The organism is Actinoplanes sp. NPDC004185, assembly GCF_053603475.1.
Window position 1 is genome coordinate 229,036 of record NZ_JBSGFR010000003.1, and the last position, 12,921, is coordinate 241,956.

Here is a 12,921-nt window from a genome sequence, read left to right on the forward strand (position 1 = left end):
CATGGTGCGGCTAACGGGCCCGTCTGGTGACCAGGCGCTGCAGCACGATGAACGCGAACAGCAGGATGCCCACCACGATCCGGGTCCACCAGGAGCTCAGCGTGCCCTGGAAGGTGAGGATCGTCTGGATCAGGCCCAGCACCAGCACGCCCAGCACGGTGCCGAACAGGTAGCCCGAGCCGCCGGTCAGGATCACGCCGCCGATCACCACCGCGGCGATCGCGTCGAGCTCCATGCCCTGCGCGTGCAGGCTGTATCCGGACAGCATGTAGAAGCTGAGCAGCACGCCGCCCAGCGCCGACAGGAACCCGCTGATCGTGTAGACCGCGATCCGGGTCCGGCCCACCGGCAGACCCATCAGCAGGGCCGAGTCGGCGTTGCCGCCGATCGCGTAGACCGTACGGCCGAACCGGGTGTACGCCAGCACGAACGCCCCGGCCAGCACCACCACCAGGGCGATCACCACGCTGGTGGAGATGAAGATGCCCGGCCCGAACCGGATCCGCTCCTGGGCCATCGAGGTCCAGAACGGGTCGGTGATCGGGATGGAGTTGCGGTTGATCAGCAGCGACAGGCCGCGGGCCAGGAACATGCCGGCCAGCGTGGCGATGAACGGCTCCACCTTGAAGTAGTGGATGACCAGGCCCATGCCGAGGCCCAGCGTCGTGCCGATCAGCAGCACCAGCGGCAGCACCAGCGCCGCCGGCCAGCCGTCGTTGAGCAGCGTCGCGGCGACCACGGTGGTCAGGGCGACCACCGCGCCCACCGACAGGTCGATGCCGCCGGTGAGGATCACGAACGTCATGCCGGCCGCGACGACGAGCAGGAAGGCGTTGTCGACGAAGACGTTGAGCAGGACCTGGGTGTCGGAGAAGTTGTCGTAGTTGGCGACACCCAGGCCGTACATCAGGGCCAGCAGGGCCAGGGTGGCCAGCACCGGGATGTGCCGCCGGTCCAGGCGGCGCCGCTTGGGCGGCGGGGTCACGGTGACCGCCGGCTGGGGCGGAGCCTTCACGTCGGTCATGCGGGCACCTCGGCTGCGGGAGTGACGGCGGGGGTACGCCGGCGGCGGAACACCGCGGCGCGGAAGGCGGCGGACTGGCTCAGACACAGAATGACGACCACGACCGCTTTGAACAACAGGGTCGTCTCGGCCGGCACGCCGATCGTGTACGTCGTGATGTCCAGCGCCGAGATCAGCACCGCACCGAGCACGCTGCCCGCGATCGAGAAGCGGCCGCCGGTCAGCGCCGTACCGCCGATCACCACGGCGAGGATGGCGTCCAGCTCGATGAGGTTGCCGGCCGCGTTGCTGTCGGCGCTGGCCACGTTCGAGCTGAAGATCAGGCCGGCGATGCCGGCGCAGACGGCGGCGAACATGTACGCCATGATCGTCAGCCCGCGGGACCGGATGCCGGCCAGCCGGCTCGCGGTCGGGCTGGCGCCCACGGCCTCGACCAGCACGCCCAGCGCCGAGCGGCGGATGAGCAGCACGGCCGCGGCCACCACGACCGCGACGATGATCACCGAGACCGGGACGGCCAGCGCGTAGCCCGCGCCGATCACCCGGAACGGCGGTGACGACACGTTGATGATCTGGCCGCCGGTGAGCAGCTGGGCGATGCCCCGCCCGGCCACCATCAGGATCAGCGTGGCGATGATCGGCTGGATCCCGATCACCGACACCAGGACGCCGTTCCAGATGCCCGCCACCAGCGACAGGACCAGGGCCAGGCCGACCGCCAGCAGCACGCCGCCGACGCTGCCCTGATCGCTCAGGTCACCGATGAACAGACAGGCCACGGCGCCGGAGATCGCCATCACCGAGCCGACCGACAGGTCGATGCCGCCGGTGGCGATGACCATCGTCATGCCGAGGGCGACCAGGGCCAGCGGGGTGGCCGAGCGCAGCACGTCGATCAGCGAGCCGTACAGGTGGCCGTCCTGCAGCGTGATCGTGAAGAAGCGCGGGGCGAAGAAGACGTTGCTGACCAGCAGCAGGACGAGCACGACGGCGGGCCAGAAGAGCCGGTGCTTGACGATGGCGGTCACGGGTTCGCTCCACTCGCGATGGCCTGCATGACGCGGTCGGCGTCGACGCCGCCGCCGGTGTTGTCGAGTTCCTCGACCAGGTGCCGCTCGCGCAGCACCTCGATCTTGTGGCTGAGCCGCAGCACCTCTTCGAGCTCGGCGCTGACGAACAGCACGGCCATCCCGCCGTCGGCCAGCTCGACCAGCAGCCGCTGGATCTCGGCCTTGGCGCCGACGTCGATGCCGCGGGTCGGCTCGTCCACGATGAGCAGCCGGGGTTCGGTGATGAGCCAGCGGGCCAGCAGCACCTTCTGCTGGTTGCCGCCGCTGAGGTTGCGTACGGCCACGTCCGGGTCGGCCGGACGGATGCCCAGGGTCTTGATGTAGCGCTCGACCAGCTCGTCCTGCTTGCGCCGCGGGATCGGCCGGGACCAGCCGCGGGACGCCTGCAGCGCGAGCACGATGTTCTCCCGCACGCTGAGCTCGCCGACGACGCCCTCGGTCCGGCGGTTCTCCGAGGAGAACGCGATGCCGTGGTTCATCGCCACCCGCGGGGTCCGCAGGGCGACCGGCTTGCCGTCGATCTTGATGGTGCCCTCGTCGGGGCGGTCCGCGCCGAACAGCAGCCGGGCCAGTTCGGTCCGGCCCGAGCCGAGCAGCCCGGCCAGCCCGACGATCTCCCCGCCGCGGATGGTCAGGTCGAACGGCGCGATGGCGCCCGTGCGGCCCAGCTCGTGCGCTTCGAGGATGGGCTCTCGCGGCGCGTCGGCCGTGACCGTGCGCGGCTCCTCCTCGAGGCGTTCCAGCACCGTCAGTTCCTTGCCGATCATCTTGGTGACCAGCTGCATCTGGGACAGCTCGGCGGTGGCGTACTCGCCGATGAGGGTGCCGTTGCGCAGCACGGTCATCCGGTCGGCCACCGCGTAGACCTGGTCCAGGAAGTGCGAGATGAACAGGATGGCCACGCCGTCGCGCTTGAGCCGGCGCATGACCTCGAACAGGCGCTCCACCTCGGAGGCGTCGAGGCTGGAGGTCGGCTCGTCCAGGATCAGCACCTTGGCCGAGATGTCGATGGCCCGGGCGATCGCGACCATCTGCTGGATGGCCAGCGAGTACGTGCTCAGCGGCGCGGCCACGTCCAGGTGCAGGTCCAGCCCGGCGAGCAGGGCGGCCGAGCGGCGGCGCATCTCCGACCAGCGGATCTTGCCGAACCGCCGGGGCTCCCGGCCGATGAAGATGTTCTCGGCCACGGAGAGGTTCGCGCAGAGGTTCACCTCCTGGTAGACCGTGCTGATGCCGGCCTGCTGGGCCTGCAGCGGCCCGCCGAAGCGCACCGGGGTGCCGTTGAGCCGGATGTCGCCGGCGTCGATGTCGTACACCCCGGTCAGGACCTTGATCAGGGTCGACTTGCCGGCCCCGTTCTCGCCCATCAGGGCGTGGACCTCGCCCGGGCGCAGCGAGAAGTCGACGCCGTCGAGCGCGACCACGCCCGGGAAGGTCTTGCGGATGCCGGTCATCTGCAGGATCGGCGGGTCACCCATCGTTTTGCTCCTTGGTCGGCGGCGGACCGCCCCGGCTTGCCGGCCGGGGCGGTGCCGCTCGTGCGTGATCGGTGATCGTTCAGGGTGACCTGAACAGACCTCAGTACTTGCGGTCCGGCAGAGCGGCCTTGGCCTGCTCCTGGGTGAAGGTGGTCTCCTCGGTGAGCACGCGCTGCTCCACCGTCTCGCCGGCCTTGACCTTCTTGGCCAGGTCCATCAGCTGTGGGCCGAGCAGCGGGCTGCACTCCACGATGTAGTTGATCTTGCCCGCGGCGAGCGCCGTCATGCCGTCCTTGACCGCGTCGACCGTGATGATCTTGATGTCGGTGCCGGGCTTCTTGCCGGCCGCCTCGATCGCCTCGATGGCACCCAGGCCCATGTCGTCGTTGTGCGCGTAGAGCACGTCGATCTTCGGGTGGGCCTTGAGGAAGGCCTCCATGACCTCCTTGCCGTCGGTCCGGGTGAACTGACCGGTCTGCGAGGCGATGACCTTGAACTTGGGGTCGGCCTTGATGACGTCGGCGAAGCCGGCCTTGCGGTCGTTGGCCGGGGCCGCGCCGGGCGAGCCCTGCAGCTCGACGATGTTGACGTCGCCGGTCTTGCCCTCGTACTCCTTGACCAGCCACTCGCCGGCCTTCTTGCCCTCGAGCACGAAGTCGGAGCCGATGAAGGTCTTGTACAGCGACTTGTCCTGGGAGTCCACCGAACGGTCGGTGAGGATCACCGGGATGTTCGCGTCCTTGGCCTCCTTGAGCACCGTGTCCCAGCCGGACTCCACGACCGGCGAGAAGGCGATCACGTCGACGCGCTGGGCGATGAAGGACCGGATCGCCTTGATCTGGTTCTCCTGCTTGCCCTGGGCGTCGGAGAACTTCAGGTCGATGCCGGCCGAGGCGGCCGAGTCCTGGATCGACTTGGTGTTCGCCGTACGCCAGCCGCTCTCGGCGCCGACCTGGGAGAAGCCCATGGTGATCTTGCCGCCGCCACCACCGCTGCCACTGCCGGCGTCGTCGCCGTCACCACCACATCCCGCGAGGGCGCCGACCGCCAGCGCGCCGGCCAGGACCGCAGCGGACCATTTCTTGAGCACAACGTCCTCCAGGTATCTCATTTGTTAGCGTTCACAATCTGAACTTCGCGAAGCCGGTTTTCAATTGACAGGAAGGGGAGCGGCAGTCCCACGGCGTTCGGGGGTGGGAACGCGCGGAGCAGCCAGACGACAGCCACACCGCTCGATGCAGTGGCTCCCGTCACACGGTGCGTTTCAGGAGTGTTACCGTTCCCAATCCCGGCGTCAAGAGATCGTTCCGTATCGTGACCTAGCAAGCGCCGACAGGGCGCCGACACCGAGGTCAAGGGCACTGTTCGGAAACTTGGAAGAACTACACTGTGGCCGACACCGGTGCGGGAGCGACAAGGGGAACTGCGTGCCATCGAAGAAGCCGGCGGCGGTCATGCGTGACGTCGCGAAGCTCGCGGGCGTCTCTCACCAGACGGTGTCGCGGGTCCTCAACGAGCACCCGAACGTCCGGCAGGAGACCCGCGCCCGGGTGCTCGAGGCGATGGAGTCGCTGGACTACCGCCGCAACCTCGCCGCCCGTACGCTGGTCACCCGGCAGTCGCACACCCTGGGCATCATCGGCTTCGAGACCACGCTGTTCGGCCCGGCCTCCATGCTGTACGGCATCGAGGACGCCGCCCGCACCGCCGGATACCTGGTCAGCATCGCCACCTTCCGCAACCTGGAACGCCGGCCCGTGCTGGAGGCCGTCGACCGGCTCCGCCAGCACGCGGTGGACGGCATCATCGCCATCGCCCCCAAGCACGCCGTCACCGATGCCCTGACGCAGGCCCCGGCCGGCCTGTCCTGTGTGGCGGTCGGCGGGGCCGGTGGCGCCGACGGGGTCCCGACCGTCCGCGTGGACAACGCCGGCGGCGCCCAGCTCGCCACCCGGCACCTGCTCGACCTGGGCCACCGCACGGTGCACCACGTCGCCGGACCGGGCGACTGGCCGGAGGCGCAGGAACGCATCGCCGGCTGGCGCGACACCCTGACCGCGGCCGGCGCCGAGGTGCCGCCGATCCTGCCGCAGTCCTGGAACGCCGAGACCGGCTACGTGCAGGGCCAGGCGCTGGCCCGGGACCCGGCGGTCACGGCGATCTTCTGCGCCAACGACCGGATCGCCCTCGGCGTGCTGCGCGCGCTGCACGAGGCCGGCCGCAAGGTGCCCGAGGAGGTCAGCGTCGTCGGCTTCGACGACATGCCGGACTCCGGATACTTCCTGCCCCCGCTGACCACGGTGCGCCAGGACTTCGCCGAGCTCGGCCGGCTCAGCCTGGCGCTGCTGCTGGAGCACATGGCCGGCCCCGAGTCCCCGGCGCACGTCGTCGTCACCCCCGAGCTGGCCGTGCGAGCCAGCACCGCGGCCCCGCCCAAGCGCCGGGCCCGCCGGTAGCGTCCGGACATGCGAAGGCCCGGGGCGCATCCGCACCCCGGGCCTCCGGTCAGCTCACGCGGTCGTGCAGCTCAGGTTCTGCACCGTGAGCGGCACCGATCCGGTGCCGGTGAAACCGAACGTGGTGTAACTGTTGGCCGCGATCGAGCCGTTCCACGACTCGTTGGTCACCGTGGCCAGGGAACCGCTACCGGTGTACTTGCCGCTCCACAGCTGACTGACCGTCTGCCCGCCGGGGAACGTCCACGACACCTTCCACTTGGTCACCGGCGTGCTCGCCGCATGGACCATGACCTCGCCCTGGAAGCCACCGCCCCAGGACCCCGTGGGGTTGTACATCGCGGAGCAGCCGCTGTTGGTGCCCGGCGGCGGGGTGGTCGGTCCGCTTGACGACGGCGGCGGGCTCGTCGGGGTGGACGGCGGCGGGGTCGTCGGATCGGTCGGCGGCGGCGGGATGGTCCCGTCACCGACACCGGTCACCTCACCGTTGCCACCGTCGAAGGTCACGTCCGAGCAGCCGTAGAAGGTCTCCTGGCTGTCCGAGCGGGACCACACCGAGTAGATGATGTGCTTGCCGCTCTTGCCCGAGGGCAGGCGCCCGGTCCACGAGTACCGGCCGTCGTTGGTGCCCGGGCCGCCGATCGACTCGGGGTTGACCACCTGGGAGAACGGGGTGGACTCGAGGTCGCTCCAGGCCAGCGGACGGGTCGGGCTCCAGCTGTCCTTGGTGATGTACAGCGAGAACGTGCCCGGGTGCTTGGCCCAGTTGTTGTAGTCGAAGCGCATGCTGGCGCCCGCCGTGAGGTGGGTCTGCGGCCAGTCGTTGCGGGCGGCGTTGTAGGCGGTGAAGTTGTACGGGCCCCCGGTGCCGCCGCTGCACAGCTGACCGTCCGGGATGAAGCCGGCCATCCGGCCGCCCCCGTCCGAACGCAGCACGGCGAACCAGTTGTAGAGCGGGGTGGTGCCGCCCTGGGCCACCGCGGCGGCGCAGGCCGGGTTCTTCGGCGATATCCCTCCGTTGGTCCCGGAGAGGCCGTCCTTCCAGCAGAAGTAGGTCCGGCTACCGGGAACCATCATGGCCCCGTGCGCCGAGGCGCTGGTCTGGACCACGGTCACGCCCACGCCGGTGGCGAGCAGTACCGCGGCCGCGTACAGGAATCTTCTCTTCATCTCGGTCCTCTCAGCCGTTCGGGAAGAGGCGGGCGTAGTCCGCGTAGCCGGTGGCCACGTCGACCTGGGCCCAGAATCGGTGGTAGTTGAAGGTCGGGGCCGCGCCGCCCTTGAGGTAGGCGTCGACCTTCGGGTAGTCCGGGTCGTTCTTGTAGAAGGAACGGATGTCCAGGAAGGACACGCCCGGCTTGATCTCGTCGCCGTTGGGCATCTTGCCGCTCCAGCCGGGCGGGATGTAGATGCCCTGGCCGGTGGCCGCGTCGTAGCGGTCGTCCATCCGGTTGTAGTCGGCCCGGGTCTCGGTGACCGAGACGCCCTTCGGGTCCTTGTACGCCCAGATGGCGTCCAGCAGGCCCTTGGCGGCCGTCTTGGCCCGCGCGTTGCCCGACTTGGCGGCGTAGTAGGCGAGCAGCTTGGCGTACGAGCCGGCGACCCCGAGGTCCTGGCCCTTGCTGGTGACCTCGACGTGCAGGCCGGTGTTGGCGGCCGGGCTCGACGGGTTCCAGGTGACCGGCTTGCCGGTCCACGCCAGGTCCGACGGGATGGCGAAGCTCGACGTGCCGATCTCGGTGTTGTCCAGGGCCCAGGTGACCCACTTGTCCAGGACGGACTTCGCCTTGGCGTCGTTGGTCAGGTAGTAGTACTCGGCGAGCCGCTCCAGCGACCAGGTCTGCATGCCGAACCACCGGTTGGACGGCGGGTCCTCGTAGACCGGCGCCTCGACGTAGGACAGGCCGTAGAACGTCGGGGTGCCGGCCGGCGGCGCCTTGTACGCACCTTGCCAGCTGTTGGTCGCGCCACCGGCGATACCGCCCTCACTGGACTGCAGCCACTGGTAGAACTCCAGCTGCCGGTTGAGGCTGGCCTGCCAGTCGGCCTTGGCCGTGGGTGACTTCGGGGCCATCGCCGGGACGTTGGACAGCACGTACGCCGCCATCGGGTTCTGGTAGCCGAAGTGGCTGGTGCTGGAGCCGATCCGCCAGGCCCAGCCGGCCTGCGTGTCGGTGGCCCCGCCCCAGGCGTAGTACCAGGACATCAGGTTGTTCGAGCTGCTCTTGCCGGAGCCCGCGGCGCAGGACGTCGAGGTGCAGCCCGGGTTCTTGAAGTACTTGTCGTAGAAGGAGTAGCGCAGGTAGTCGCCCATCTTGGCGGCGTTGGCCACCGCGGCGGACAGCTGCGACTGCTTGCCCTGCGCGGTCGCCCAGGTCAGCGCCCAGTAGGCGGCCTGCACGGCCCGCGAGTCGGCGTCGGGGGCGTTGGTGTACTTCCACTGCTTGGCGTACGACGCGTCCTTGGTGAACAGGTCGAGGTAGCCGTTGGGGCCGCCGTGCTTGAACGTGTCGCAGGACGGCTGCGGCACGGTCTCGAAGGTCGACTCCTGCGGGCCGCGCTGGAAGGTGTTGATGAAGACGTTCTTGGTGGTGCCGTCGCCGCAGTGGCCGAAGCCGTAGACGTTGTCGACGTCCATCAGCCAGTGCATGCCGTAGATGTCCGAGGTGCCGTACGCGCTCTTGAGCTCGTTGGCCAGCGGGTCGGTGCCCACCGAGACACTGTTGTCCAGCTGCGACGGGTACTCCGACGGCAGCAGGTGCTCGGCGGCGTAGGTGGCCGGCTTGCTCGGGTCGTACTTGTCGTTGGTGGGCTGGTCCGCGTGCGACGGGATGATGTACTGCTCCATCGTCTGCCACGCCTTGTTGAACGGCGCCCAGTCCCCGCTCACCTGACCGTGCTCGGCCTCCAGCCACAGCCAGTAGCTGAACGCCTCGGAGGTCGTCTCGTGGCCGTGGTCGGGCGCCTCGTCGATCAGCGTCTCGATCGAGTGGTAGGGCAGGCCGTCGGGGCTGAAGTAGCCGTTGGCCGGGTTCTTGATGTCGCTGTAGAGCTGGGTGAACCGGGCGTCGGCGCTGCCCTTGGCCAGCACCGTCGCGACCACGCTGGCCGCGGTGTGCCCGGCGGCCGTGGCACTGAAGGTGGCGGTCGAGTTCAGCGCGGCCGCGGCGGTCGCGGCGACGGTGACCGTCTGCGCCGTGTTCCAGTTCGCGGTCGTGAAGGTCAGCGACGCGGGCGTCGCCGAAACCGTGGTGGCCCCGGCGCTGCGGGCGATCGCCACGGTGGTGGTCGCGGCCGGCGCCTTGGACAGCGCCACCTTGAAGGTCGCGGACTCGCCCGGAGCGACGGTCAGCGAGGTGGGATCGGTGACGACCGCCGGAGTGGTGGCGGCGTCGACGAACACCGGTACGTCGGCGGTCGCGCTCTTGGCGTTCGTCGAGTCGTACGCGATGGCCTGCAGGCGGTACGCCGCGGTCTGGGCCGGGACGCTCTCCCAGGTGTAGGCGTACGGCGCCGTGGTGTCGGTGCCCAGCAGCAGGCCGTCGTGGTAGAACTCGACCTTGCTGATGGTCCGGCCGCTGGTCGCCGTGGCGGTCGCCGCGACCGGGATCGAGGCGGGCGCGGTGAACCGGGTGTTGGCCGCCGGGCTGCTGATCGACACCGTCGGTACGGCGGCGGTCTGGTTGCAGGCGGTGCCGTTGAGGGTGAACGCCGTCGGGACCGGGTTGGCCGAGCCGAAGGTGCCGTTGAAGCCCGTGCTGACCGAGGCGCCGCTGCCGAGCGTGCCGTTCCACGCCGCGTTGGAGACGGTGACGTGCTGACCGCTCTGCGCGTACGTGGCGCTCCAGCCCTGGGTGACCTTCTGCCCCGCGTCCGGGAAGTCGTACTCCAGCTTCCAGCTGGTCAGCGGGTCACCGGAGTTGGTGATGGCGATGTCACCGGTGAAGCCGCCGCTCCATTGGCTCTGCACACGGTAGACGACCGTGCAGCCGGCGGCCGCTTGCGCGGGCGACGAGCCGGCGACGACCAGGCCGGCGGCGAGTAACGCCGCAGCCGAGGCCGCGAGACCGCGTCGATAACGCGATCGGGTGGACAGGGGGGATCTCATCGCGGGTCCTTCCTGGGGGTGGGGCGGGTCATGACGTGGCCGCACAGGTGATCGGCGACGGAAGGGGGTTGGTGCCGGTGGTGGAGGCGAGGAAGCCGAACGTGGTGGTCGCGTTCGCGGCCAGCACGCCGTTCCAGCCGGCGTCGCGCACGGTCACGGCCGTGCCGGTCTGACCACCGGTGCCGCCCCAGACCTGCGAGACGACCTGGCCGTTGCCGAAGGTCCAGCCGACGGACCAGGTCTTCGTGGGGGCTGTGCCGGTGTTGCGGACGGTCACCTCACCCTGGAAGCCACCGCCCCAGGTTCCGGTGATCTTGTAGGTCGCGGTGCAACCGGTCGCCGCCGGCGGCGGGGTGACCGACGCCGAGGCGGAGGGGGTCACCGGCGGCGGCGTGGACGGGGTCACCGGTGGCGGCGTGGCCGAGGCCGACGCGGACGGGGTCACCGGCGGCGGCGTGGACCCGCCGGTGCGGTCGGCGTAGAGGATGCCGCGGCCGTTGGTGCCGAGGTAGACGCGGCCGTACACCCGGGGGTCGCCGGCCAGGGCCTCGCCCGCGTTGCCGTACTGGTGGGCGTCGTCGTTGATCCGGACCCAGGCCGCGCCGCCGTTGTCGGAGCGGAAGACCCCGGCGACCCCGGCGACCGTGCCGATCGTGAAGACCGCGGGGTACGCGGCCCCCGGCGCGGCCTTGCCGGTGGAGACGTTGATCGCCTTGCTGACGCCGGCGACCGCCGTGAACGTCGCACCGGCATCGGTGGAGTGCAGCAGCCCGGTCTCTCCGGCCAGCCACACGTCCCCGGTACGGCCGGCGACGGTGTGCAGCTTGACGTTCCCGGTCGCGGGCACGGTCGCCGCCGAGGCGGTGAAGGTGGCGCCGCCGTCCTTGCTGACGTAGACCTTGCCGGCCGCGTACCCGTAGAAGGTCTTCGGGTCGACCCGGTCGCTGACGATCTCGGCGCCGGCCGGGATGCCGGTGGAGGCCGTCCAGGAGCTGCCCCGGGTGGTCGAATGGTGCACGCCCACGCCGGCCGGGGCCCAGACCACGGCGTTGGCGTCGGCCCCCACGGCCACCTTGCCACCGCCGGTGACGCCCGCCGGTTCCTGGCCGTTGTACCAGTTCTTGCCGCCGTCGTTGGAGACGCCGATGTGCGGTGCCGCGTCGGCGTTGCCGACCCGGACGAAGAAGGCCGGGCTCAGCTCGGCGAAGTCCAGGCTGGTGTTGCTGCCCAGGCTCGGCGTGTCGTGGAAGTTCGCCGGCACGGTGTCCAGGTCGGCGTGGTGGAACCCGCCGATGTCACCGAGGGCGCTGACCAGGGGCGCCCCGGACGGCGGGCTGGCCAGGTCGAGCACCGCGGTCTCCTCGAGACCCTTGGCCATCGGCCTGATGGTGAACGTCGTGTTCTTGTCCCAGTTGGTCAGCTGGGTGGTGCCGTAGACGGTGGCGCCGGTGCCGTAGAGCAGCCGGTTCGAGTCCAGCGGGTCGATCTCGACCGACTCGTTCATCCAGCCGAGCTTGGGCGTGGCCTCGGGCGGCTGCGGGCTGGTGTTGAAGTCCAACCACGGGTTCGCCGAGATGTCCATGGTGTAGCGCTTGGACTGGCTCGGATAGCTGGTGAAGTCCCAGATCCGGGTCCAGGTGGCGCCGCTGTCGGTGCTGCGGAAGAAGATCGCGTCCGGCCACCAGGAGATCTGGGTGGCGACCATGAGCGTGCCGGGCCGCTGCCGGTCCACGGTCAGGCCGGAGTAGCCGAAGTAGAGGTCGGCGCCGGCGCTGAGCTTGACCGGGCTGACGTCGGTCCACTCCCCCGTCACCGTGTTGAGCCGCGAGACCTGGCCCTTGCCCCCGTCGTACGGGCCACCGGTGTCGCTGGTGGCCACGTAGAGGTAGTGGTTGACCGAGTCCAGGACCCCCTTGTGCGGCAGGTAGCCGGTGGGCTGGCCGGGGACCCGCGCCCAGGTGCCGCCGCCGTCGGTGGAGCGGTAGACCGGATTGGCCTTGTCGGCCACGCCGACGAAGACGTCACGGCTGACGTCGTCGAAGGTGACCCAGGTCAGGCCCTGGTTCTGGCTCAGGTAGCCGTTGGTGTCGGCCGGGTCCTGCACGTAGTTGCCGGCGTTCGGGAACGCGGCGACCTTGGCCCAGGTCACGCCGTAGTCGGTGCTGCGCCAGAGGCCGTTGCCGCCCTCGGCGGCGTAGAACACGTGGCTGTGGTCGTGCGGGTCGATCGCCAGCCGCTCCCCCATGCCGCGACCGGGCATGTTGCCGCCGTTCTTGAACGGCAGCGTGGTGACCTGCCAGGTCGCGCCGCGGTCGGCCGAGCGCAGGATCGCCCCGTTGTTGGGGTCCCAGCTGTTGGTGTACATGCCCACCGCCGCGTAGACCCGGTCGGGATCGACCGGGTCCGTCGCGATGCTCGTGACGCCGTTGTAGCCCCAGTTCTCCTGGCCCACCCAGTCCAGGAGCGGCACCCAGTTCTGTCCGGCCTGGTTCCACCGGTACGCGCCGCCGATGTCGGTGCGCGCGTAGATCAGGTTCTTCTCGGTCCGGTTGAAGATCAGGCCCGGCACGAAGCCACCGCCGTCGATCCGGACGTTCTTCCAGCTGTACGCGTCGGCAGCGGCGGCGGCGGTGGCCGGCCGGGGACGGTCGGCCGCGGTGGCAACGAAGGTCGTCGCGCCGATGAGCAGCGCGGCAACGGCCACCGAGGTGAATCTTGGTCGTCGCAAAGGGGTTCCTCTCCGGGCACGGCTGCGACGCCGCGGATGCGCCATCGACAGTCATGA

At 69.9% G+C, this 12,921-nt stretch carries 8 protein-coding genes; 1 reads left to right on the top strand and 7 read right to left on the bottom strand.

Features of this window, described 5'->3' with window-relative positions; translation table 11 throughout:
• Positions 1 to 10: 10 nt before the first annotated feature.
• The 4 genes from yjfF to ACWEOZ_RS05115 all read right to left on the bottom strand — a co-directional run bounded on the left by yjfF (position 11) and on the right by ACWEOZ_RS05115 (position 4,683).
• The gene (gene yjfF / locus ACWEOZ_RS05100) at positions 11 to 1,024 is read right to left on the bottom strand and encodes a galactofuranose ABC transporter, permease protein YjfF (protein WP_451909476.1); all 1,014 of its coding nucleotides are present in this window, start codon (positions 1,022 to 1,024) and stop codon (positions 11 to 13) included.
• Positions 1,021 to 2,052 (bottom strand): ABC transporter permease, encoded by a 1,032-nt coding sequence (locus ACWEOZ_RS05105; RefSeq protein ID WP_451909477.1) that lies wholly within the window; start codon positions 2,050 to 2,052, stop codon positions 1,021 to 1,023. Before ACWEOZ_RS05105 ends, yjfF begins: the two co-directional genes overlap by 4 nt.
• The gene (locus ACWEOZ_RS05110) at positions 2,049 to 3,572 is read right to left on the bottom strand and encodes a sugar ABC transporter ATP-binding protein (protein ID WP_451909478.1); all 1,524 of its coding nucleotides are present in this window, start codon (positions 3,570 to 3,572) and stop codon (positions 2,049 to 2,051) included. Before ACWEOZ_RS05110 ends, ACWEOZ_RS05105 begins: the two co-directional genes overlap by 4 nt.
• Positions 3,573 to 3,672: 100 nt before the next feature.
• Positions 3,673 to 4,683, bottom strand: a complete 1,011-nt coding sequence (locus ACWEOZ_RS05115) for an ABC transporter substrate-binding protein (protein WP_451909479.1) — start codon at positions 4,681 to 4,683, stop codon at positions 3,673 to 3,675.
• A 343-nt stretch (positions 4,684 to 5,026) separates the two neighbouring features.
• Here ACWEOZ_RS05115 and ACWEOZ_RS05120 point away from each other — a divergent pair, with 343 nt between their 5' ends.
• On the top strand, positions 5,027 to 6,028 hold the full coding sequence (locus ACWEOZ_RS05120) for a LacI family DNA-binding transcriptional regulator (protein ID WP_451909515.1): 1,002 nt from the start codon (positions 5,027 to 5,029) through the stop codon (positions 6,026 to 6,028).
• A 54-nt stretch (positions 6,029 to 6,082) separates the two neighbouring features.
• On the opposite strand, the gene ACWEOZ_RS05125 is transcribed toward ACWEOZ_RS05120, so the two are convergent.
• From ACWEOZ_RS05125 to ACWEOZ_RS05135, 3 genes are read right to left on the bottom strand one after another with little or no spacing between them, the layout of a single operon-like run.
• Positions 6,083 to 7,198, bottom strand: coding sequence for a lytic polysaccharide monooxygenase (locus ACWEOZ_RS05125; protein ID WP_451909480.1), 1,116 nt, complete (start codon positions 7,196 to 7,198; stop codon positions 6,083 to 6,085).
• Positions 7,199 to 7,208: 10 nt separating this feature from the next.
• On the bottom strand, positions 7,209 to 10,136 hold the full coding sequence (locus ACWEOZ_RS05130; protein WP_451909481.1) for a glycoside hydrolase family 48 protein: 2,928 nt from the start codon (positions 10,134 to 10,136) through the stop codon (positions 7,209 to 7,211).
• A gap of 28 nt (positions 10,137 to 10,164) precedes the next feature.
• The gene (locus ACWEOZ_RS05135; RefSeq protein ID WP_451909482.1) at positions 10,165 to 12,864 is read right to left on the bottom strand and encodes a cellulose binding domain-containing protein; all 2,700 of its coding nucleotides are present in this window, start codon (positions 12,862 to 12,864) and stop codon (positions 10,165 to 10,167) included.
• Positions 12,865 to 12,921: the final 57 nt, after the last annotated feature.